We start from the raw sequence: 21,809 nt of genomic DNA on the forward strand, positions 1-21,809 counted from the left end.
TGATATAGATGTCGTAAACTTTCCGTTTCATCGTTAATGGCATACAGAAAGAGCTTCATTACTTTCTTAAATGTCAATTTCTTTGCGTAACGATCAAATTGTTCGATGGCTTGACGAGAATCAAAGCTTAATTGTTCTAACTTAATTGACGAAAATCATTTATTTATGGTCATTTTTGTTTTATACTTATCCATGTGTAGTTCCTTTGTATTGGTCGTGGATAAGTCATCCAAGTGCTAGTATAAAGGATTTTTTTATGCCATGGAACAGATTAATATTTTAATGCAACACTAGTGAATTTAGTTAAATATATACGAAGGAGAGAGACGGATGAACTTAAAGAAGATAGTCGGCTACAAAGCGGCAGAATTTGTAAAGGACGGAATGATTGTTGGGCTAGGAACAGGATCTACGGCCTACTACATGGTTGAGGCGATTGGAAAACGTGTGAAAGAAGAAGGCTTGTCTATTGTTGGCGTCACAACCTCTCACAGAACAACTGATCAGGCAAGAGAACTTGGTATTCCGTTAAAAGATATCGATGAAGTCGATCATATTGACGTGACCATCGATGGGGCGGATGAAATTTCAGATGACTTCCAAGGCATAAAAGGAGGAGGAGCTGCGCACCTCTTTGAAAAAATGGTCGCAAACCAGTCTGAAGAAATCATCTGGATTGTGGACGACAGCAAAATGGTATCTAAATTAGGCGCATTCCCTCTCCCGGTAGAAGTGGTGAAATTCGGATGCGGACAAGTGCTAAAGCTTTTAAAAAAAGAGAATCTGAATCCCGAATTTCGTCTGAATGATGACGGGAGCAAACTGGAGACTGATTCAGGCAACTATATTATTGATCTGCATTTGGGAACGATCGAAGATCCTCATAAACTCGCATCCTTCCTGGACTCTGTCACAGGTGTAGTGGAGCACGGGCTGTTTCTAGATACCGTCACTAAGGTGATCGTCGGAAGAGAAAACGGACCAGAAGTGATCGATGTGGAAAGATAAGAGACACTAATAGACCTGCAGAGCGGCTGGACGAATCGTCTGTCTCCCTGCAGGTCTTTTTCTTTTTATAGGGGTTGCATGTAATAGCCCCGGCACTCGGGTATGAAATCAATCTGAGTTAAGGCGCAAATGCTATAGCCCCGGCACTCGGGTATGAAATCAATCTGAGTTAAGGCGCAATCGTCAAAGCACCATAAGTCGGAATGGAAAATCGACTTGAGCTCCTTATCAAACGTAAAAACAGAACATCTAGATGCATGAACGCATCTAAATTCACGACGAAACCACCGAAGTGTTTATTACAGTATCATTCATTCAGACAAATAACCCATCATCCTCCATCATACGGCCCATTTGCAGTAACCAATGCTCTTTACCTTTCGGAGCGGTGAACTGAATTCCCAAAGGCATGCCTTCTTTTGTCAAATGTGTGGGCAGGCTGATTGCAGGCTGCCCAGTCAGATTGGCTTGTTGAGTAAATGGAGTAATCGATAGACTTTCTTCCCACATATCCCAGATAAGTTGTTGTTGGTCAGCGGGTGAGAAAGTGTCAATGTGTCTCATTTTCTTTTTAAAAGATTCAGACCAGTAGATCTTGTCCACTCTCGGAGCAGGCTCAGCTGTTGTCGGCTGAAGTAGCAAGTCGTATCGTTCATTGAATAAAGCCGCTTTTTCCGCTGCATCATCCCATGTGCTCAGTGTATTTGAATACTCAGCTGCACTGACTTTTTTGCCTGACTGATACAGGACCCAGGTCAGCAGTTCCACATCCTCCATCGTGATCGACCGACCGAGAGCTTTCTCCATATTCCCAAGCATAGCTGCAGTTTCTCCGGAATTCATAACATAGTAGGATTTCATCAAATCTACACCATCAATATCTGGTTCACTCTGGTCTACCGCAAACCCTTTCTGTTCGAGCCAGTTGACAGCGTTTAGAACAGCGTCTTCAGCTTCGCTGCTTACCTGACTGCCGATCGGAGATTTCAGGGAAAAGGCGATTCTCATCTTTTTATTAAGTGGGGCAGTCAGACTGTTAAGATAGCCTTCCCTGTACAAGGGTGTCTGAAAAGCAGCTGCTGGCTGTAAGACTTGCATGTGGTCGAGCAAAGCAGCAGCATCCCTGATTGATTTTGTCAGAGCGAAGCTGATGGCAGCACCTTGCCATGCCCGCCCGGCTCCAGGGCCAATTGGTGTTCTTCCGCGAGTCGGTTTCAGTCCGACTAAGCCGGTAAATGAAGCCGGTATGCGGATCGATCCACCGCCATCACTTGCTCCAGCTATAGGCACCATTCCTGATGCGACTGCGGAGGCAGCACCGCCGCTTGATCCTCCTGCGCTGAACTCAGAGTTAAAAGGATTGCGTGCCGGACCAAAAATATCTGAGTGCGTGATATTGGTAAAACCGAACTCCGGTACATTCGTCGATCCGATAGGGATAAATCCAGATTTCTGCAGCTGGGCAACAAAGTGGCTGGTGTATGATGACCGGTTATCTTTTAACAGTTTGGAACCTGCCCGGGCAGGTTCTCCGATCATGTTCTGACCCAGCTCCTTTAAAAGGATCGGCACACCACCAAAAGGACCGTTTACCCATGATTCTTCCCGTGATTCACTAAGTGCAGTTTCTTCTCTTGTGTGGACGGCTGCATTTAACAGCGCATTTTTTTCTTTAATCGATTTGAAGCTGGCCATAAGGAGTTCCTGAGATGAAACCTGCCCGTTTCTGATCTGCTCCGAGTAATACATCCCATCCTTAGTCCGGTCAATATGAAAGCTCATAGTTTTATCCTTCCTTATTCAGTCGATTTTTTTCAGTATATCAGTCAGGTGTAAGGAATCAATAGTGCAGGAGATAATAGGCTTGAATAATCAGTCAGACTAAAGAAGCAAGATTGTGGTTAAAGGCTTATTACAGGTATTTACAGAATTTGTATCAAAAATAAAAAGAAACTCGATGAATCATAAAGACAAAATTGTACATCATCACAATGTTAAGAATGTCGGTAAAATAGTGATAAGCTCCTGATTTAATTCTTTGTCTCGTTCTCTCACATAACAAAATCGACTATAATTTTGACTTAAAAATTTCAGGTTGCTATGATTTTGAAGGAAAAACGAAAGGGGATAATGAAAAATGAACAAATCACTATTGATGAGGATGGCACTGCTTGGAAGCGTCATAACACTGACAGCCTGTGGGGAAAGTGGTGCCAGTGAGAATAGTTCAGATAACTGGGATGAGATACAAGAAGCGGGTGTGATCCGGGCAGCGACATCTGGTACATATTTTCCAAACTCATATCACGATGCTGAAACAAATGAACTGACTGGCTTTGAAGTTGAAATATTGAGAGAAGTGGCTGATCGTCTGGAACTGGACATTGATTTTACTGAAATGAATGTAGACGGCATGCTGACGTCTCTGAACAGTGAACAGATTGATGTTGCCGCCTTGAGTATCAGTCACGCCGGAGAAAATGCGGACCGATACAACTACACGATACCTTATAAGTATTCATATATGTCCATGATTGTCCGGGAAGAAGACAACTCAGGGATTGAAGAAATGGAAGATCTTGACGGAAAACGGGCAGCTGGAGCGGCTACGACTACGTATATGCAGATTGCAGAGCAGTATGGAGCAGAACTGGTAATTTATGACAATGCCACAAACGACCAGTATTTATGGGACGTAGCGAATGGGCGAACAGACTTGATCATAAATGACTTTTACGGACAGACCATGGCACTGACGGCTTTCCCGGATATTCCAGTCCACATTCATGAAGAGCTGTTCTTCAATCCAAGCTATACTAATTTCTCTCTTAAACTAGGCAATGACACCTTGACTGAACAGATCGACCAGGCACTGGAAGCTATGCATGAAGATGGGACACTCAGTGAGATCTCAGAGACATTTTATTATGGGGAAGATGTGACGGTTGAACAGGACTTTGACATCATGACCATCGAACTAGAGGGATAGCCATGCTGTCAATTGAATGGCAGTATATATTTGATCCGGATCTGGCCTGGGAATCTTTGCCGTTTTTATTAAGAGGCGTGCCATATACCTTGGGCATTGCCTTGGTCAGTACGGCCATTGGTGCAGTGATAGGAATGGTCATCGCTCTGATGAGATTGTCTCCATCCAGAACATTAAGGTGGATCGCCCGATTGTATGTTTCATTTATGAGGGGGACGCCGGTACTCGTCTTTTTATTTCTGATTTATTTTGGGCTGCCTTTTGTAAACATTCAGTTTAATGCACTGACGTCGGCTATTATCTGCTTCAGTCTGAACGGCGCGGCCTATATTTCTGAGATTTTCCGGTCATCCATATCATCCGTGAATCGGGGGCAATGGGAAGCGGCAACCGTTCTTGGAATGACTCCTTATGTCACGTTGAAAGATATTATTCTTCCGCAGGCTTTCAGAATAGCGATCCCGCCTTTGAGCAGCGTTCTCCTGGATGTCATCAAGGGAACATCTCTGGCAGCCATGATTACAGTCAATGAAATTTTTCAAAATGCCAGAGTAGTGGGAGGAAGAGAGCATGATTATATGACGATGTATATTCTAGTTGCAGCAATTTACTGGGTGATCTGCAGCCTCTTCGGACTATTTCAGGATTATCTCGAAACAGTCTCCTCCAGGTATATCGTCAACTGAGGTATTCTATTTTTACGCCAAAAGAAGACCCTGCACTTTTAGAATAGTGCAGGGTCTATCTTTATCAATCAGGCATATGAAAGAATGCCCTTGTTTTTCAGTTGCTTAAGCATATCTTCAGTCATTTTTTCAAGATCGTACTTAGGTGAGAACCCCCATTCTTGCTGAGCAGCTGTTGTATCGATGGCATTTGGCCAAGACTCTGCGATCCCTTGTCTAATTGGATCAACATCATAATTCAGCTTGAATTCAGGTAGGTGTTTCTTGATGGCCTGTTCAACATCTTCAGGTGCAATGCTCATAGCACTGACATTGTAGGCATTGCGGTTGACCAGCTGGTCGCTCGGTGCCTCCATCAGCTGAATGATCAAGTCGACAGCGTCAGGCATGTACATCATATCCATGTATGTGCCTTTGCCGATAAAGGATGTATACGCATTGTTTTTCAGTGCTTCATAGTAAATATCGACAGCGTAGTCTGTCGTTCCACCGCCAGGAAGGGTGTCGTAGGAAATCAGACCAGGGAAACGGACGCTTCGTGTATCCACTCCGAATTTCTGGAAATAGTAATCCCCGAGCAGCTCTCCGCTGACTTTTGTGACACCGTACATGGTTGTCGGACGCTGGATCGTGACCTGGGGTGTCTGATCTTTAGGTGTCTGAGGACCGAACGCCCCGATTGAGCTGGGTGTGAAGAACTTCAAGTCGTATTCGCGCGACAGCTCAAGTGCGTTGATCAGTCCGCCCATGTTCAAATTCCAGGCCAGCTGAGGTTTTGCTTCGGCAACAGCTGACAGTAATGCAGCCAGGTGTATAAATGTATCAACTTGATACTGTTCAACCAAATCCTTCATGCGATCGGCATCGGTCACATTCAGGATTTCGAAAATACCATCAGTGACTACTTTAGAATCTTCGGGCTGTCTGATATCAGTAGCGACAACGTTCTCTTTTCCATAGACTTCACGCAATCTGATTGTAAGCTCTGATCCGATCTGACCTAAAGCTCCAGTAATGATAATTTTTTTCACTCGTAAACCTCCGACTTTTTGTCTATTATTTATTACCAGCAGAAAGAGAAAAGATGAGGATCACCTTTTCTCTATTAGTCTATAAATTAACTGATAACATCGAGTTCCTTGCCGATTTTTTTGTAAATATCAAGTACTTTGTCCAGCTGGTCCTTGGTGTGAGCGGCACTTGGCATATTTCTTACTCGACCTGTTCCACGTGGGACTGTAGGGAAGACGATCGATTTTGCATAGACGCCTTCTTCTGTCAGACGTTTGGAGAAACGCTGAGTCAGTTTTTCTTCACCGATAATACAAGGGGTGATAGGTGTTTCTGAATCGCCGATGTTGAAGCCCAGATCTTTAAGGCCGGCTTTCAGATATCGACCATTTTCCCAAAGACGTTCGTGTTCTTCTGTTGAGCTGGACATGATATCGATGGCTTCGATACATGCTGCAGCAGCTCCAGGAGTCAGTGAGGTAGAAAACAGGAAAGGACGGGCACGAACCTTCAGCCAATCAATTAGGTTCTGAGTTCCAGCGACATAACCTCCGACAACTCCGACTGCTTTAGACAGTGTCCCCATCTGGAAATCGATTTTATCCTGAAGACCAAAATGTTTAACTGTCCCGGCACCTTTACCCATGACGCCTGATCCATGTGCATCATCAACATACGTAATCAGATCGAATTCTTCAGCGATTTCAACGATTTCAGGCAATTTCGCAACATCGCCATCCATTGAAAAGACACCGTCAGTGATGTACATGATTTTTTCATACTGTCCGCTTTCAACAGCTTCTTTAGCTTTTGCTCTCAGGTCATCCATATCCTGGTGTTTGACACGGATAACTTTTGCTCCGGATAGACGGCATCCGTCAATGATAGACGCGTGATTCAGTTCGTCAGACAGGATTGCATCATTCTTGTTCATGACCGCAGAAATTGCGCCCATGTTGCAGTTGAATCCTGACTGGAAAGCGACGGCTGCTTCAGTGTGCTTGAATTCAGCTATTTTTGCTTCCAGTTCGTCGTGGATCGACTGAGTTCCGTTGATTGTTCTAACGGCACCGGCACCTACACCGTAAGTGTCAGTTGCTTCATTTGCTTTAACTTTAAGACGTTCATCATTTGCAAAGCCCAAGTAGTTGTTAGAAGACATATTGATCAGTTTGTTTCCGTTGATCGTAATTTCCGATCCGTTGGGTCCCTGAATCGTGTCGATCTCATTATAAAGACCCTGATCCTTCAATTCCTGAAGATTATTTTCGAGAAAGGTATTCAACTTTTGACTAGTCATAAAATCGCTCCCTTGAGTATTTGGTTGTGCACTTCCTTATAATTCTACCACTCTTTTAGATGGACGTGTAGTACTGTAAGCCTTTATTGGAAGATTCTTATCGACTCTAAGAGAAATCTACTTAATAAAGGCAATACTTGTGATAAAATAAGGCTTACATGATAATGATGAATGGAGTGTTATGAGAATGAGAATGATCGACTTGATCGAGAAGAAACAGCATAGACAAGTACTGACACAAGAAGAAATTAAATGGATGATCGACCAGTACACGGCCGATGTTATTCCTGATTACCAGATGAGCGCAATGGCTATGGCAATCTATTTTAATGGAATGAACAATGATGAACGTAGTGCCCTGACAATGGCTATGGTCGAATCTGGGGACCAGATCGACTTGTCCGATATCGAAGGCGTAAAAGTGGACAAGCATTCAACTGGCGGAGTAGGCGATACAACTACCCTGGTCCTTGCACCTCTTGTGGCTAGCGTAGGGGTTCCAGTAGCTAAAATGAGCGGACGTGGACTGGGTCATACAGGCGGAACAATCGATAAGCTTGAAGCTATCCCAGGTTTTCATGTTGAACTGTCTCAGCAGGACTTCTCTGAACTGGTCAACAAAAACAAAGTGGCAGTAGTCGGTCAGTCAGGAAATCTGACGCCAGCTGACAAGAAGCTATATGCCCTTCGTGATGTGACAGGCACTGTCGAGTCGATTCCTCTAATTGCGAGTTCAATCATGAGTAAAAAAATTGCCTCCGGTGCAGATGCAATCGTTCTGGACGTTAAAACCGGAGCCGGAGCATTCATGAAAAATGTTGAGCAGGCAAAAGAACTGGCTGAAACCATGGTCAATATCGGGAAATCAGTTGGAAGACAGACGATGGCCGTTATTTCTGATATGAGTCAGCCACTTGGAAATGCGATTGGAAATGGTCTGGAGGTAAAAGAAGCGATCGATACGCTTAAAGGGCACGGACCGGAAGACCTGACTGAACTGTGTCTCGTTCTTGGAAGTCAGATGGCTTATTTAGGAGGAGCGGCAGACTCTCTTGAGGAAGCGCGGACCCTTCTGGAAGCAAACCTTAAAAACGGAAAAGCGCTTGAAGTCTTCAAGACATTTGTGGAAGCACAAGGCGGGGATGCTTCAGTAGCCGATAATCCTGAAACGGTCCTTCCAGTTGCTTCATATACTAAGGAAGTTTTAGCTGATCAGGATGGAGTCGTTTCTGAAATCATTGCTGATCAGATCGGAATTGCAGCGATGATGCTGGGTGCCGGACGTGAAACGAAAGAAAGTCAGATAGACTTGTCTGCAGGACTTTACCTTCATAAAAAAGTTGGAGATAAAGTCAGTGCGGGAGAGTCTATTGCTACCTTGTATTCCAACAAAGAAATCAGCGATGAGGTTGGCGAAAGAGTTCTGACTAATGTCAAACTGTCAGACAGCGCAACTGAACCGACATTGGTGTATGACATCGTTCAGTAAATAATGGGTGAGTGAAGCAGTCTTCGGTGTCTTGAAGGCTGCTTTTTTAATAGCCGAAAAACTATGCTATACTATTATAATATTTACATAGAAGTAGAGGTGCTGTAGATGAATAGAGATACGATTATGAGTGGTGTAAAAGCCAGTACACCCATTATGGCGAGTTATATAGCCTTGGGAATAGCCTGTGGAATCGTCTTGTATGATGCCGGCTTTACGGTCGGACAGATTATGATGATGAGTCTGCTGGTTTACGCGGGAGCAGCCCAGTTCCTTGCGGCAAGCCTGGTGGTCATGGGTGCGTCTGTTCCGTCGGTTATCCTTATGGTTTTTTTCCTGAATCTGAGACATGTTCTGATGTCTGCCAGTATATCGAGCTTTGTCAAAGATAAGTCCTTACTTTATCTAGGACTCTTCGGTCATACCTTGTCTGATGAGTCCTTTGGCATCAACTACTCCAGGTTTCAGAATAATCAGTGGCACCCAAATGAGGCATTGGTGACCAGTCTGTCCAACTACAGCACATGGATCGTCAGTACCATTCTTGGTGGAGTAATCGGAAGTCAGTTTCCCATCAACACACTCATAATGAACTATGCACTCATTGCTATGTTTCTGTGTATGATGGTTATGCAGTTCGTGTCTAAGGCACATATTGTGGCGGCAATTGCTTCAGTCTGCTTTACAGTCATTCTGACAGTAGTTCTTCAGCACAACATCGCACTGGTCATCGCGACAGTTTTAGCTTCATGCATAGGCTATATAGTTGAAAATAGAACCGATCGCATTAAAGGAGGAAACAGCCATGCTTGAACATCAAGTCGTACTAATAGCGGGAATGGCTGTCGTGACATTCATTCCACGCTTCTTTCCGCTGCTTCTGTTGAGTAAAAAAGAGATTTCACCTTCTTTAAGCCGCTGGATGTCCTTCATCCCGGTGTCTATTTTTGCGGCTCTTGTAGCCTCCGATGTGTTTTTCTGGGAGGAGTCTTTTAATCTGAATCCTGTCATGAATATAAAACTGCTGCCTTCTGTTCTTGTCATTTTACTGGCTATAAAAACTAGAAGTCTGCTCTGGTCTATGATTCTAGGAGTCAGTGCGATCACCTTGATGTGGCTTATCGTTTAGCGGCCCAACCGGGGAGGGACAAGGGACTGAATGTGTTCTAAGTCGTGTCTTGTGACAAACTGGGGAGAAAAAAGAGCTCGAGTGGGTTCTGAGGCAGACTCCAGACAATATCAACGCTTAGGCAACTGAACTTAAGCATTAAGAAGATTCTGACGTCTGTCAGAATCAACCTAATAAATCTCAGCCTGCTCAAAAGACCCCAGCCGACCTCGAACAAGTCTAAATCCAGAAAAGAGAGTAGGAGTTCTTGGTACATAAAAAGCACAGTTTAGGGGAGAGAAGTCAATCACCCAAGCTGTGCTTTAAGTATGCTTTGAATTAATGTCTGATCGATGGCCGTCCAAGTACTTTTTCCCCCAGATTGTTAGCCCACCGCTCTGTCCATAATGAAGAATACGGAATCCCGTATTCTTTTCGTAATTGCTTGTAGCGATTCAGTCGGGACCAGCCCAATGAAGTGATGCCCACGGTGAAGAGGTAGAGCGGACCAAGAATGAGCGACTGATAGGTGTGGCCATATTCATGAACTGACATGCGTTCGCATTGGTCAGTCAGACGAAGCTGGTTCCCATTATATCTTCGGAGAAGTCGACTATGTTTGTCGTTGGGCGTGAAAATGAACAGGCCCAGCGATATGCCGTTCAATGTTGACCATTTTGTACGGATGCTGCCATGAAAACGGTCATGAGGGCATCGGAAATGAATTAGAAATAGAATGAAACCAAGAGTGCTCTGAAGAAGCCCCCATGTGCACTGTAAAACAATATAGATCAGCTGCCATAATCCAAAGTGAAAGAAGTTGTTTTTCCTGTCTGCCATTAGATCACCTTTCCTTAACTTAGGTTACTAAATTTCATAGCACATCTCAGATGATATGAAAAAACTTCCCGTTTAGGTACGGGAAGCATATTTCTGGATTGAGATGTTTCTTGCATGACACCATTGCGCAGTCTTGCCAGAGATGATGACATCAGTTTTCCTTAAGTCAGTTACTGTTTTGGCCCCCAAGAGCGTCATGATATGCGCCAGTTCAGTCTTCCACTGACTGATCGTCACAATAGCCTGGTCCACGTCTTTGAGTGCCATATGCATGAATTGGCTTGACAGTCCGTTGAGTGATGCACCGAGTGACAGGGCTTTGACCATTTCCATCGGACGACGAATACCGCCGGAGGCAATGACGTGGGCATTCACTATGCTATCTCCCGCTTCTAATAATGACACCGCGGTTGTCTGACCCCATTCTTCCAGATCATCCAGTTTAAAATCTTTGCGACGGAAATTTTCGATCTGTGCAAAATTGGTTCCACCCTGACCACTGATATCGATCAGCTTTACACCGATAGATTCCAGTGAACGGATGGTTTCTCGACTCATGCCGAAGCCGACTTCTTTAGCTATGACGGGCACATCAAGTCCATTTACTATGGATTCAATATTGTCCAGCCATCCTTTAAATTCGCGGTCACCTTCCGGCATGACAATTTCCTGAGGCGCATTGATATGAATCTGAAATGCATCAGCGTCCAGCATATCCACGACTTTTTTTGCATTTTCCAGTCCATGTCCAGCTCCTAGATTAGCAAATACCAGGCCATCAGGATTAACTTTACGAACGATCTTAAATGACTCTTCCTGTTCAGGATCCTTTAAAGCGGCACTCACTGAGCCGGTAGCCATAGCCAGACCTGTTTCACGTGCGATGATGGCCAGTTTCTCATTTACTTTTCCGGTCCATTCGCTTCCTCCAGTCATAGCGTTGATGAAGAAGGGGACAGAAAAGTTGAGTCCTTCTAGAGAAACGGACAGATCGACATCGGAGACATCCATTTCTGGAAAAGAATGATGGACAAAAGAAATATCTTTAAAAGACGAGACTTGTCCGTCATAGAATTTTTCTGACAACGAAACATGTTCGTTTTTTCTGTTATTTGATTTAGGCATAAGGTCACTCCATTAAGTCAGTTTAGTTGGCTCATGATAAACAGCCAGTGAAAGTGGGGTGATCCCCTCTTTTTTCCATTCGGACAAAAGAGGTTGAGGATCCATTTCATCAGGTAAAAAGGCGATACCGCAGTCACCACCGCCAGCTCCGGAAATTTTGCCAGTAGCCTGATGTGCATCGGCTGTCTGAAGCAGTTTTTCTAGAAGAGGTGTGACATATACACGTTTCTGGAAAGCCGTCATTGCATATAGAATGTCCCGGTTCCGGGAGAGGGCTGCAAGAAACCCTTCCTGATTCTGTTTTTTGATGGCATCGATCAGATCGGTTACACAGTGCCTGCTTTCTTCGAGGAATCGAGTGTAAGTCAGTGCATCATCTGAACGGGAAACCGTTTTGACCAGGTTTTCAGTGGACGCGGGTGCTCCTGTCCAGCCTACCAGGAAGTGTAAGTTATTGATGGGTGGCAGGGACTCGATCATCAGATCAGGCCAGTGTCGCTCGACTGATTCTCTCGTACTGAGAGAATCAAGCATATCGTAAACAGGCTGACTGCTGAAACGGGTATAGGCTATCCACCCTGTAAAGCTGGCTGCAGCGAGATCTCCGAAGGAACCTAGGCTTCCCAAGGATAGATGGGAGAGGCAGGCAAGCTTATAAACCTGTAAAGGGTTCAAATTAAGTGCGTACGCTCGAGTAACAGCCTGTATGAGAGCGACTGTTACTGCTCCGCTGGATCCTAGTCCATATTTCAGACCATCGCTGCTGACCATTTCACTTGTTACATAGATATCGAGAGGAGCAAGCTTGATGCCCCAGTCATGAAGATATCGTGAGAGTGCTTTCAGAGTTGCTGTCATGATAGACGCTCTCTGATCCGGTTCTTCCAAGATGACCTCATGATCACCGATAATCCAGTCTAACGGTTCATTTGAAAGAACAGAGGAGTGGATCGTCCCTGTCTCTTTTCTTGCAGGTGAAACTGAAACAGTAATGAACCGGTCAACAGCAGCGATGACTGCGGGAGACCCTGGTTCGACGACTGCATATTCACCGGCTATAAAGAGTTTTCCAGGAGCTTTAGCTTCTGCTTTTTGCAGCATGGATCTTTCCCTCCGTTAAATAGATGATGACAGGAATCAGTTGAGTACATGCAGCCCAGGACCTGGTTTTGCAGCAATCAACTGTTTATCTTCAAATGTTTTAGACAGTTCCTGTTTTAAAGCAGACAAGTCTGACTGTCTGCAGATGATTTTGACATTCGGGCCTGCGTCCATTGTGAAGTAGGCTGTATAGCCCAACTTTCTTAATGCACGGACAGCATCCATTGCTTTCATGCTTTCAGCTGTCCAGTAAGTAAAGGGAGGGGAAGCACCCAATGTGGTCGCATGCATCTTAAGCGCATTCCGCTCGGCAATCTGACCGACCTGCTCAATATCACGGTCGGAAACAGCCTGCTTAATGGCAGACAAGTCAGCGTCCAGTGATTTCAGCCACCCGTCATAGAAGGGAGACGTCTCGACTGTCCGTTTCATTCCATCCCGGCTTGAGACATCTTTTTTAGCATCATTGACAATAATGAACAGCATGCCGATATCCCATTGGGCGTTATCAACTGGAACAGCGTAAGAAGAATCGTGATCATGCCCTTTGATCCATTCGGCAAATCCGCCGAATATACTTCTGGAGGCTGAACCGGATCCTATGCGTGCCAGCTTGGATAATTCTTGATCAGATAAATCCAGACCGGCTGCCTGACTTGCTGCACCGGCAAGAGCTGCGAGACCAGATGCTGAGGAAGCCAGTCCAGCTGCAGTTGGTACATGATTAATGCTTTCAATACGTGCTTTAGATTCGAGTCCGGCGAGTGTTCTTACTTCATCCAGCACTCTCTGAACCTTGTTTAATGTTCTGGCATCCTGCTTATCTCCATCAAGGATGAGTTCATCTTCAGTCAGTGCATCATCAAATGTTACAGAAGTATCTGTATAAAACGCATCTAATGTCAGTGACAGAGAGTTGTTTTTAGGAATGATCAAGTCTTCATTCTCTTTTCCCCAGTATTTGATCAGGGCGATGTTTGTGTGTGCACGTACCCATTTATTCATTGCTATTCTCTCCTAATGCATGGATCCAGGTTTCGACTGCTCCGTTCTCCATCAATTTATGTGCGATCAGTTTAGCCTGCTTAGCTGACCGAGCCAGTGCAATCATGCATCCGCCACGTCCGCCGCCCGTGAGCTTTGCTCCCAGGGCGTGGTTCTTTAAAGCAGTGTCTACCAGACGATCTAGACGCTCGTTGCTCACATTGATCTGCTTGAGGCATTCATGGGAAAGCGTCAGGAGTTCGCCAAGGCGCTCAACGTGATCACCTTGAATGGCTATCCTTGCTTCTTCAGTCAAGTGTCCGATTTTCTTTATGATCGTCAGTGTTTGATGAGAGGCACGCTCCATCTGCTTCGCAACATCTCTGACTGCTTTCTTGGTCTGACCTTTCATGCCGGTGTCTGCAGCGATGAGGTAGCCTGAGACATGCAGAGGGATCGAGGCAAAGTGACTGTCTTTTTTATAGTAAATAGGAGATGCACTGCTGGTAACACGTGCATCCAGGCCACTCGGGTTTCCATGAGCGATCTTTTCAGAAATTTCAACATAATTCAGTAAAGTATTATGAGCAATATCTCTTTCGAAATAGGCAAATAAAGCACGAACAAGTGCCGTTGCCACCGCTGCACTGGATCCCATCCCTCTTTCAGGCGGGATCAGGCTGGATATGGATATGCTCAGACCATCAACAGGCTGATTCAGATCACTGCAGATCGACTGGATCAGACTTTTTAAGTTCTTAAGTGAATCAGGGACTGTTTGTAAAAGACCCTGATAATAACTGGAAGATATGACACTCTCTCCGTTGATTTTTTCTATAATGACCTCAACTGGAGTGGCCAGAAAGGGCATGGCAATAGCCGGTTCATTGTAGACGACAGCATGCTCGCCAATAAGAATGATTTTTCCATGTGCAGTACCGACTGCCTGATCTGATAGGGTCTTCATGAATTCACCTCGGTTGTTCTAGTAGGATTGATCTTATTTATCTTAACTTATATTATACAAAAACACTAATTTATCATAACAAGTGATCTTTAAAATTAATTAAAGTTTTAATTTAGGCTTTAAAATAAAAACAGTGATATTGTGAAGAGGCCTGAACATTTGGTAAACTAGGAGAGATTATTAGCATAGAGCGGAGGGAACCGGATGAGAGAATCCGATTCGTTTTATATCATTAACAGAGAAGAATGGAAAAAACTGAACAACCATACGGAGATTTCTCTATCAGATCAGGAAGTGGAATCACTGAGATCATTGAATGACCAGGTGTCTGTCAAAGACGTGAAAGAAATATACCTGCCCATTCTTCAAATTTTACATCAGTATCTGAAGCATTATCATAAAAGACAGAAAGAAATTAAAAAAATCCTGAATCGACCAGAGTCAAAAGAGCCGTATGTCATTGGTATTGCCGGAAGTGTAGCAGTTGGAAAAAGCACACTGGCTCGTTTTCTTCAGACCATGATGGCCAGAGCCTATCCGAATAAGAAAGTTGACCTGATTACGACTGATGGGTTCTTGTATCCGAATGAAGTTCTTCAGGAAAGAAATCTGCTTAATCGTAAAGGCTTCCCTGAAAGTTATGACATGCACAGGCTTATTTCATTCATGGGAGATGTAAAAAGCGGACGTCGGAATATTAAAGTCCCACTGTATTCACATAAGTTATACAATATCGTTCCTGATCAGTTTGAAACTATTGACCAGCCGGATATCCTTATTGTAGAAGGAATCAACGTCCTTCAGCTTCCTGCCAATGAAAAAATATTTGTGAGCGATTTCTTTGATTTCAGTTTTTATGTGGATGCTGAACCTGATCGTATCGAAAAATGGTACCTCGAGCGTTTCGGTCTTCTTCTCCAGACAGCTTTCAAGGATCCAAGTAACTATTATTACCCTTATGCAGTCGGCGACAGAAAAGAGGCTTTTAAAATGGCTAAAAATGTTTGGCGGACCATCAACTTGAAGAATCTTCAGGAATATATTCTTCCAACACGTTTTAGAGCCGACATGATTATTCACAAGACCACTGATCATTTTATAGATCAGCTGCTTCTTAAGAAACATTAAATCAAGCGAAAGAAGGGATGAAATGAAGAAAATAGCAGCCTTTATGGCTCTTTTCATCATCGTTTCAGCAGGATGCAGGGCACAGGATACAGGTGATCCAGCTGACAGGGAAGAACCGTCTGTATTTTCAGGCACAGTAATTCGAGTAGCAGAAGATGGCACGTTGATTATCGAGCCGGATGAAGGAGAAGAAATTCGGCAAGCGGGTACTGAAGTTTCTATCAATCCAGGAGATAATCAGAACTTCGAACTGGGGGATCAGGTAATGGTTACTCATGAAGGGCCAGTTATGGAGAGTCATCCTCTTCAAGTTCATCTGATTTCGATCGAGAGATCTGAAGATTAATAAAAAAATATTAGATAAGCATCGAGCTGTCTTTCCTTTAAAATCGACAATTATGTGAACTCTCTCTTATTTCTCTGATTAGATCTTTCCAGATGTATAAATAGTAAGCTTTCTGTATTATACTGGATATACTAAAGGAGACGATTTTATGAACGAAGAAGAACAGGAAATCGAACGATTGAAAGAAGAACTGGCGACCGTCAGAAGATTAAATCGAGAGTTGCTTGATCAGCAGGAACAGCAGGATTCGCTCGAATTTGCATGGACAGGCAATTTGGGACACTGGTTCTGGGACTTTCCGGCTAATAAAGTCACTTTCAACCCGAAAAAAGCTACAGCGCTGGGATACACGAAGGAAGAACTTCCCGACTATGTGGATTTTCAGTTCTTTACTGAGCGTCTCCACCCGGATGACTATGAACGTGTTATGGATGAAATGAGAGATCATCTTGCTGGTAAAATACCCGTATGGGAAGTCAGATATCGGATCAGGACAAAAGATGGAAGCTATAAAACGTATTATGACCGGGGTAAAGTTACTCAGCGGTCAGAAGACGGGAGTCCTCTTTTCCTCTCAGGAATCGTTTTTGATGTTTCTGACTATGCAGAGGAAAAAGAAGAGCTGTTGAGAAAAAACAAAGAGTGGGAACTTCAGTCTAAACGGGACGTGATGACAGGGCTGTATAACCGGTCTAATATCCTTGTCAAGCTGGGCAGTCTCATATCAAAAACAAGCAAGAATAAGCTGGAAACCTTATCTATGATAGTTTTTGACATAGATAATCTTCAAAAACACAATTCTCTTTATGGTCCTCTTTTCGGGGATGAACTGATTAAGAAAGCTGCAGTGATTATACAGGAAAAACTTCAGGAAGGTCATCTGGCGGGAACTTTTGAGGGTGGCAAATTCCTTCTCGTTCTTCCAGGTACAAATTTGAGAGAAGCGAGAGATTTAGCTGAGTCGATTCGCCTTTCTTTTCATGGGAATGACTTTACTGAACCGGCTGAAGTGACCAGCAGTGCAGGAATTGCTGAATTTCGTCCGTCGGAAACAGTTAGTCAATTCTTTAACCGTGCGGACCGTCTGCTTTATAAAGTCAAACAAAATGGTAAAAATCAGGTAGCTATAGACTAACTAAATGCTCTGAATGTTACCTGCTTCTGACTATGTATCTTCAGCTTTACTTTTTTTAACAAGAATGGATGAACATTTAAATGCAGAATAAGATAACGATTCTTGGTATTCCTTTTGACAATATGACACGAAAAGAATTTCTGGAAAGACTGTATGAACGTATGAACAGAAAAGAAAAGACTTTTCTTGTGACTGCTAATCCTGAAATTGTCATGTATGCTCATGACAATCCGGACTATTATAAACTGTTGATGGAGGCTGATTTTATTGCACCGGACGGAATCGGGATAGTTCAGGCCTCCAGAAAACTTCAGACCCCAATCAAGGAGAGAGTTCCTGGATTCGAATTGATGCTGGGCCTTCTTGAGCTAGCAAGCCTGAGCAATAAACGGGTGTATTTTATCGGCGCCAAAGAAGACATCATTAATCTGACTGTCAGTAATGTCAGTGAGAAATGGCCAGATCTTGAAATCGCCGGATACCATCACGGCTACTTCAATCACGAAGACCCTCAGATGATTGAGAAGGTCAAAGCCACTCGACCTGATATTGTTCTGGTAGCTTTCGGTTTTCCCAGACAGGAGAAATGGATTAAGTCTTATCTGGCAGCGGCTGATTATGGGATTGCGGTCGGAGTAGGCGGAAGCTTTGATGTCCTCTCGGGTAAAACCAAACGTGCCCCGTACTTAGTTCAACGGTTCCATATCGAATGGCTTTACCGACTCGCCAAGCAGCCGTCAAGATACAAGCGCATGCTTGCCCTGCCTTATTTCATAAGGGAAGTTTACAGACAGAACAAGAAGGAAGAAACGATATGAAAACAGCCCATATCAACGCAGGAAACGAGTTTGGTGGTGGACTGGTCCATATCGTTTCTTTACTCTGTGCACTTGAGGAGACAGGTGAGTCAGCTGAACTGCTCGTTTTGGAAGAGGGGCCGGTTGCTCAGGCAGCTAGGCAAAGGGGGCTGAAAGTCACAGTATTTGAGCAGAAGAGCAGATATGATCTTCGTGTACTGATACACCTGTTAAAGTACATTAACAGTCAGGAGTTTGATATTGTCCATTCACACGGCCCTCGCGCCAATCTCTTTATTCGACTTCTAAGCCCCTTTATAAAAGCCAAATGGGTGACAACGATTCACAGCAATCCTCTACTCGATTTTGAAAAGAAAAATTTAAAATGGAAAGTATTCGAAAAAATAAATACGACCTGTCTGACTGGAGCAAATGGAGTTATTGCAGTTTCCAAGGAAATTAAAGACATTATTATCGATTTAGGTGTTCAGACAGATAGGATAAGAGTTATTAATAATGGTATCGACTTTGCTGCACCTAAGCCCATCGATTCATCAGATAGAATTACAGATGTATTCTCAATTATCACAATTGGAAGATTGCATCCTATTAAAAATCATGACCTTCTATTTGATGCTTTATCAGATATGAAAGAGTTTGAATGCCAGGTTCATATTTGTGGAGAAGGGGAAGAATATGAGCGGTTAAAGGTACGAGCAGAGAAGCATGAAGGACTTGCTAAGTTTTATTTCAATGGATGGCTAGGTTCTGACGAGCTAAAAACCTTAATTAGGCGCAGTGATCTTCTAGTCCATCCCTCTAGGAGTGAAAGTTTTCCCCTCGTTTTGCTTGAAGCAGCTGAACAAGAGGTTGCTGTAATTGCTACTGATGTAGGGGATGTAAACAATCTTCTGAACACTCCAGATATTGGCTGGTTGATTAAGAACGAAAGCCGAGAAGAGTTGAAATCAGCTTTGATCTCCGCTCAAAAAGAATGGCAACAGGGAAGTTTGCAGATGAAAGGCAGACAATTGAGAAAAGCAGCATTAAAGTTCTCCTTAAGTGAACAGTCTAACCAGGTAATCGCATTTTATAATAGTATAATCTAAAATCAGAGACCTGCATCAACAGGTAGCTGGTTTTTTTGTTTCAAAAAACTAGTCATTCCAGACAGACGAGGCGCAGGTCAGTCAGAATTATGGTATACTTGCATACAGAGAAGTGCCCGTTTTAAGGAGGAAAAAGAATGTATCAAACTTATGCAGATGACAGTATGGCATTGCATACCGATTTTTATGAACTCAATATGATATATACACATTGGAAGAAAGCCAACCATACAAAAAAAGCAGTATTTGAAGTCTATTACCGATCCAACCCATTCGGCATGGGGTATACGATTTTCGCCGGACTTGAACGCGTCGTCGACTATATTACTAACATAAAGTTCTCAGAGTCAGATATTGCGTACTTGCGAGAAATTAAAACATTTCCTGAAGACTTTCTGGACTATCTTAAAGAGTGGCGTTTTAAAGGAACGATCCGCTCTTTTAAGGAAGGCGAGGTTGCTTTTGCCAACGAACCACTCATTCAAGTGGAAGGGCCGCTGGCTGACTGTCAGCTGATTGAGACCGCTCTATTGAATATTGTCAATTTCCAGACTCTGATCGCGACTAAAGCATCGCAGATCAAAAGTGCTGCCGGAAATGATCCGGTCCTTGAGTTTGGAGCTAGACGAGCTCAGGAATTTGATGCAGCGTTATGGGGAGCACGTGCAACTTATATAGGAGGCTGTGATTCGACAAGTAATACAAGAGCCGCAAAAGTATTCGGTATTCCGGCTGCGGGAACCCATGCTCATGCACTCGTGCAGGCTTATAGAGATGAATACCAGGCATTTAAGGTGTACGCCGAAACACACAAAGATTGTGTGTTCCTTGTTGACACGTATCATACCCTGGATTCTGGTGTCCCTAATGCAATTCGAGTGGCCAATGAAATGGGCGACAAGATTAACTTCCAGGGTGTAAGACTGGATTCAGGAGATTTATCCTATTTATCCAAGCGAGTTAGACAGCAGCTGGACGAAGCTGGCTATCCAGATGCCAAAATTTTTGTATCTAACGATCTGAATGCTGAGACCATCCTAAACCTTAAGATGCAGGGAGCAAAAATTGATGTCTGGGGAGTCGGGACTAAGATGATAACAGCCTATGATCAGCCAGCTTTAGGAGCAGTCTATAAAATCGTGTCGGTCGAAGGAAACGATAGAGAGATGCACCACACACTTAAGCTGACAGCAAATGCTGCTAAGATTTCTACTCCAGGCAAAAAGCAGGTCTGGCGCATTCGTTCAAAGAACAATGTGAAGCCTGAAGGGGATTATATTGCACTGGATGGGGAACGTCCGGATCAGCAGGATGAATTGTACATGTTCCATCCTCAGTACACATACATCAACAAAACGGTAAAAGATTTTACTGCGCGTCCTCTTCTGCAGGATATCATTGTAGACGGTGAACTGGTGTATGACATGCCTGAACTTGAAGAAATCAAAAGATATGCTGAAGAAAGCCTGTCGGAACAATGGGAAGAGAATAAGCGCCTTCTGAATCCAGAACCGTATCCAGTCGACTTGTCCCAGGAGCTATATGATGCGAAAGTTGAAACGATCAAGCTGTTCAAGGAGATTGCGAAATCTACACATTCAGAAAATGACGCCTTGTTTTAAATCGATTCATATGTAAAAATCAAACCGAAGGAGCGATTGTTATGATGTCAGATTTACAGAAACTGATTGTAGAGGAAATGCAGGTACAGTCTGAAATCGATCCTAAAGAAGAAATAAGAAAATCGATCGATCTTATGAAAGATTACTTTAAAAAGCACAGCTTTTTGAAGACACTCGTCCTGGGTTTATCAGGAGGACAGGATTCCACTCTATTAGGGAAACTTGCCCAGTTGACTGTGGAAGAGTTAAGGAAAGAGACGGGCAGAGAAGACTATGCTTTCATCGCTGTGCGGCTGCCATATGGTGAGCAGGCAGATGAAGCAGATGCCATGGATGCTATCGAATGGATTCAGCCTGACAAAGTATTCAAAGTCAATATCAAGGGATCTGTAGATGCACTGGAAAAAAGTCTGGAATCGAATGATTTTGAAATCAGTGATTTCAATAAAGGAAATATTAAAGCTCGCGCACGAATGATCGCTCAGTACGGCATTGCTGGAGATACTGACGGCGTAGTACTGGGTACGGATCATCCGGCTGAAGCAGTGACAGGATTCTTTACCAAATACGGAGATGGCGGTACGGATCTTAATCCTCTGTTCCGACTGAACAAGGAGCAGGGAAAACAGCTTCTTAGAGAACTTGATGCACCTAAGCATCTGGTAGAGAAGACACCAACAGCTGACCTTGAAAGCGACAAGCCTGGTCTAGCTGACGAAGAGGCTCTTGGGGTCACTTATGATGAGATCGACCGATACCTGATCGGCGAAGAAGTGTCTAAAGAAGCTGCTGAAACAATTGAAGACTGGTATCTCAAAACCCAGCATAAACGTCATCTACCTATAACCATATTTGATGAGTTCTGGAAGTAAGATCAACCGGACATTGATTATGATAAAACCCTTTGCTTACCGGTGAAGGGTTTTATATACATAAAGAGTGAACTAGGAAACTCCAAGGAATAATTGGGGGAATAGCTCTTAAATGAGCATACAATTGATTGGTTTTTACAGCACTATTGGATTTATCTCGTCAAACAGGTTTTGGTTTGATGGTCTAGAAAA

At 43.7% G+C, this 21,809-nt stretch carries 21 protein-coding genes; 13 read left to right on the forward strand and 8 right to left on the reverse strand.

Annotated features, from left to right (window positions below):
* Window positions 1-330: 330 nt before the first annotated feature.
* Window positions 331-1,008, forward strand: a complete 678-nt coding sequence (gene rpiA, locus ACYQ4S_RS03080; protein WP_346023859.1) for a ribose-5-phosphate isomerase RpiA — start codon at window positions 331-333, stop codon at window positions 1,006-1,008.
* Window positions 1,009-1,323: 315 nt separating this feature from the next.
* On the opposite strand, the gene ACYQ4S_RS03085 is transcribed toward rpiA, so the two are convergent.
* Window positions 1,324-2,790 (reverse strand): amidase, encoded by a 1,467-nt coding sequence (locus ACYQ4S_RS03085; RefSeq protein ID WP_459769297.1) that lies wholly within the window; start codon window positions 2,788-2,790, stop codon window positions 1,324-1,326.
* A 355-nt stretch (window positions 2,791-3,145) separates the two neighbouring features.
* On the opposite strand from ACYQ4S_RS03085, the gene ACYQ4S_RS03090 reads away from it, so the two are divergent.
* Window positions 3,146-3,997, forward strand: coding sequence for a transporter substrate-binding domain-containing protein (locus ACYQ4S_RS03090; protein ID WP_346023861.1), 852 nt, complete (start codon window positions 3,146-3,148; stop codon window positions 3,995-3,997).
* A 2-nt stretch (window positions 3,998-3,999) separates the two neighbouring features.
* A complete protein-coding gene (locus tag ACYQ4S_RS03095) occupies window positions 4,000-4,683 on the forward strand; it encodes an amino acid ABC transporter permease (protein ID WP_346023862.1) in 684 nt (227 codons plus the stop codon).
* A gap of 68 nt (window positions 4,684-4,751) precedes the next feature.
* On the opposite strand, the gene ACYQ4S_RS03100 is transcribed toward ACYQ4S_RS03095, so the two are convergent.
* Both ACYQ4S_RS03100 and ACYQ4S_RS03105 read right to left on the reverse strand, forming a co-directional pair.
* Entirely contained in the window at window positions 4,752-5,714 is a 963-nt protein-coding gene (locus tag ACYQ4S_RS03100; protein ID WP_346023863.1) for an L-threonine 3-dehydrogenase, read from the reverse strand.
* 86 nt (window positions 5,715-5,800) lie between these two features.
* Entirely contained in the window at window positions 5,801-6,994 is a 1,194-nt protein-coding gene (locus ACYQ4S_RS03105; RefSeq protein WP_346023864.1) for a glycine C-acetyltransferase, read from the reverse strand.
* Between the two features lie 187 nt (window positions 6,995-7,181).
* Between ACYQ4S_RS03105 and ACYQ4S_RS03110 the strand changes: the two genes are divergently transcribed.
* The 3 genes from ACYQ4S_RS03110 to ACYQ4S_RS03120 all read left to right on the forward strand — a co-directional run bounded on the left by ACYQ4S_RS03110 (window position 7,182) and on the right by ACYQ4S_RS03120 (window position 9,612).
* Window positions 7,182-8,483 (forward strand): pyrimidine-nucleoside phosphorylase, encoded by a 1,302-nt coding sequence (locus tag ACYQ4S_RS03110; protein WP_459769300.1) that lies wholly within the window; start codon window positions 7,182-7,184, stop codon window positions 8,481-8,483.
* A gap of 108 nt (window positions 8,484-8,591) precedes the next feature.
* The gene (locus ACYQ4S_RS03115; protein ID WP_459769302.1) at window positions 8,592-9,296 is read left to right on the forward strand and encodes an AzlC family ABC transporter permease; all 705 of its coding nucleotides are present in this window, start codon (window positions 8,592-8,594) and stop codon (window positions 9,294-9,296) included.
* On the forward strand, window positions 9,289-9,612 hold the full coding sequence (locus ACYQ4S_RS03120; protein ID WP_091478208.1) for an AzlD domain-containing protein: 324 nt from the start codon (window positions 9,289-9,291) through the stop codon (window positions 9,610-9,612). The genes ACYQ4S_RS03115 and ACYQ4S_RS03120 overlap by 8 nt, the downstream gene beginning before the upstream one ends.
* A 318-nt stretch (window positions 9,613-9,930) precedes the next feature.
* Here ACYQ4S_RS03120 and ACYQ4S_RS03125 read toward each other — a convergent pair whose 3' ends face one another.
* From ACYQ4S_RS03125 to mvk, 5 genes are all read right to left on the reverse strand, one after another.
* The gene (locus ACYQ4S_RS03125) at window positions 9,931-10,431 is read right to left on the reverse strand and encodes a hypothetical protein (protein WP_091478209.1); all 501 of its coding nucleotides are present in this window, start codon (window positions 10,429-10,431) and stop codon (window positions 9,931-9,933) included.
* 72 nt (window positions 10,432-10,503) lie between these two features.
* Window positions 10,504-11,556, reverse strand: coding sequence for a type 2 isopentenyl-diphosphate Delta-isomerase (gene fni, locus ACYQ4S_RS03130; protein WP_346025252.1), 1,053 nt, complete (start codon window positions 11,554-11,556; stop codon window positions 10,504-10,506).
* A gap of 12 nt (window positions 11,557-11,568) precedes the next feature.
* Window positions 11,569-12,657, reverse strand: coding sequence for a phosphomevalonate kinase (locus ACYQ4S_RS03135; protein ID WP_459769304.1), 1,089 nt, complete (start codon window positions 12,655-12,657; stop codon window positions 11,569-11,571).
* Window positions 12,658-12,693: 36 nt separating this feature from the next.
* Window positions 12,694-13,662, reverse strand: coding sequence for a diphosphomevalonate decarboxylase (gene mvaD / locus ACYQ4S_RS03140; protein WP_459769306.1), 969 nt, complete (start codon window positions 13,660-13,662; stop codon window positions 12,694-12,696).
* Window positions 13,655-14,608 (reverse strand): mevalonate kinase, encoded by a 954-nt coding sequence (gene mvk, locus ACYQ4S_RS03145; RefSeq protein WP_459769307.1) that lies wholly within the window; start codon window positions 14,606-14,608, stop codon window positions 13,655-13,657. Before mvk ends, mvaD begins: the two co-directional genes overlap by 8 nt.
* Window positions 14,609-14,812: 204 nt before the next feature.
* Between mvk and coaA the strand changes: the two genes are divergently transcribed.
* The 7 genes from coaA (at window position 14,813) to nadE (ending at window position 21,617) form a co-directional block, all read left to right on the forward strand.
* On the forward strand, window positions 14,813-15,736 hold the full coding sequence (gene coaA / locus ACYQ4S_RS03150) for a type I pantothenate kinase (protein WP_459769309.1): 924 nt from the start codon (window positions 14,813-14,815) through the stop codon (window positions 15,734-15,736).
* A 22-nt stretch (window positions 15,737-15,758) separates the two neighbouring features.
* Complete coding sequence (locus ACYQ4S_RS03155; protein WP_346025257.1) at window positions 15,759-16,082, forward strand: hypothetical protein; 324 nt, start codon at window positions 15,759-15,761, stop codon at window positions 16,080-16,082.
* Window positions 16,083-16,230: 148 nt separating this feature from the next.
* Entirely contained in the window at window positions 16,231-17,217 is a 987-nt protein-coding gene (locus ACYQ4S_RS03160; protein ID WP_346025258.1) for a GGDEF domain-containing protein, read from the forward strand.
* Window positions 17,218-17,297: 80 nt separating this feature from the next.
* A complete protein-coding gene (locus tag ACYQ4S_RS03165; RefSeq protein ID WP_346025259.1) occupies window positions 17,298-18,035 on the forward strand; it encodes a WecB/TagA/CpsF family glycosyltransferase in 738 nt (245 codons plus the stop codon).
* Complete coding sequence (locus ACYQ4S_RS03170) at window positions 18,032-19,123, forward strand: glycosyltransferase family 4 protein (RefSeq protein WP_346025260.1); 1,092 nt, start codon at window positions 18,032-18,034, stop codon at window positions 19,121-19,123. The genes ACYQ4S_RS03165 and ACYQ4S_RS03170 overlap by 4 nt, the downstream gene beginning before the upstream one ends.
* 137 nt (window positions 19,124-19,260) lie before the next feature.
* A complete protein-coding gene (locus tag ACYQ4S_RS03175) occupies window positions 19,261-20,745 on the forward strand; it encodes a nicotinate phosphoribosyltransferase (RefSeq protein WP_459769312.1) in 1,485 nt (494 codons plus the stop codon).
* A 44-nt stretch (window positions 20,746-20,789) separates the two neighbouring features.
* The gene (gene nadE / locus ACYQ4S_RS03180; protein WP_346025281.1) at window positions 20,790-21,617 is read left to right on the forward strand and encodes an ammonia-dependent NAD(+) synthetase; all 828 of its coding nucleotides are present in this window, start codon (window positions 20,790-20,792) and stop codon (window positions 21,615-21,617) included.
* The last annotated feature ends 192 nt before the right edge of the window (window positions 21,618-21,809 follow it).

The organism is Alkalibacterium sp. s-m-28, assembly GCF_054658175.1.

What these genes read in the sequence shown, in the direction of transcription:
- rpiA (WP_346023859.1), top strand. Translation starts at nt 331, where the DNA reads ATGAACTTAAAGAAGATAGTCGGCTACAAAGCGGCAGAATTTGTAAAG.
- ACYQ4S_RS03085 (WP_459769297.1), bottom strand. Translation starts at nt 2,790, where the DNA reads ATGAGCTTTCATATTGACCGGACTAAGGATGGGATGTATTACTCGGAG.
- ACYQ4S_RS03090 (WP_346023861.1), top strand. Translation starts at nt 3,146, where the DNA reads ATGAACAAATCACTATTGATGAGGATGGCACTGCTTGGAAGCGTCATA.
- ACYQ4S_RS03095 (WP_346023862.1), top strand. Translation starts at nt 4,000, where the DNA reads ATGCTGTCAATTGAATGGCAGTATATATTTGATCCGGATCTGGCCTGG.
- ACYQ4S_RS03105 (WP_346023864.1), bottom strand. Translation starts at nt 6,994, where the DNA reads ATGACTAGTCAAAAGTTGAATACCTTTCTCGAAAATAATCTTCAGGAA.
- ACYQ4S_RS03110 (WP_459769300.1), top strand. Translation starts at nt 7,182, where the DNA reads ATGAGAATGATCGACTTGATCGAGAAGAAACAGCATAGACAAGTACTG.
- ACYQ4S_RS03115 (WP_459769302.1), top strand. Translation starts at nt 8,592, where the DNA reads ATGAATAGAGATACGATTATGAGTGGTGTAAAAGCCAGTACACCCATT.
- ACYQ4S_RS03120 (WP_091478208.1), top strand. Translation starts at nt 9,289, where the DNA reads ATGCTTGAACATCAAGTCGTACTAATAGCGGGAATGGCTGTCGTGACA.
- ACYQ4S_RS03125 (WP_091478209.1), bottom strand. Translation starts at nt 10,431, where the DNA reads ATGGCAGACAGGAAAAACAACTTCTTTCACTTTGGATTATGGCAGCTG.
- fni (WP_346025252.1), bottom strand. Translation starts at nt 11,556, where the DNA reads ATGCCTAAATCAAATAACAGAAAAAACGAACATGTTTCGTTGTCAGAA.
- ACYQ4S_RS03135 (WP_459769304.1), bottom strand. Translation starts at nt 12,657, where the DNA reads ATGCTGCAAAAAGCAGAAGCTAAAGCTCCTGGAAAACTCTTTATAGCC.
- mvaD (WP_459769306.1), bottom strand. Translation starts at nt 13,662, where the DNA reads ATGAATAAATGGGTACGTGCACACACAAACATCGCCCTGATCAAATAC.
- mvk (WP_459769307.1), bottom strand. Translation starts at nt 14,608, where the DNA reads ATGAAGACCCTATCAGATCAGGCAGTCGGTACTGCACATGGAAAAATC.
- coaA (WP_459769309.1), top strand. Translation starts at nt 14,813, where the DNA reads ATGAGAGAATCCGATTCGTTTTATATCATTAACAGAGAAGAATGGAAA.
- ACYQ4S_RS03155 (WP_346025257.1), top strand. Translation starts at nt 15,759, where the DNA reads ATGAAGAAAATAGCAGCCTTTATGGCTCTTTTCATCATCGTTTCAGCA.
- ACYQ4S_RS03160 (WP_346025258.1), top strand. Translation starts at nt 16,231, where the DNA reads ATGAACGAAGAAGAACAGGAAATCGAACGATTGAAAGAAGAACTGGCG.
- ACYQ4S_RS03165 (WP_346025259.1), top strand. Translation starts at nt 17,298, where the DNA reads ATGCAGAATAAGATAACGATTCTTGGTATTCCTTTTGACAATATGACA.
- ACYQ4S_RS03170 (WP_346025260.1), top strand. Translation starts at nt 18,032, where the DNA reads ATGAAAACAGCCCATATCAACGCAGGAAACGAGTTTGGTGGTGGACTG.
- ACYQ4S_RS03175 (WP_459769312.1), top strand. Translation starts at nt 19,261, where the DNA reads ATGTATCAAACTTATGCAGATGACAGTATGGCATTGCATACCGATTTT.
- nadE (WP_346025281.1), top strand. Translation starts at nt 20,790, where the DNA reads ATGTCAGATTTACAGAAACTGATTGTAGAGGAAATGCAGGTACAGTCT.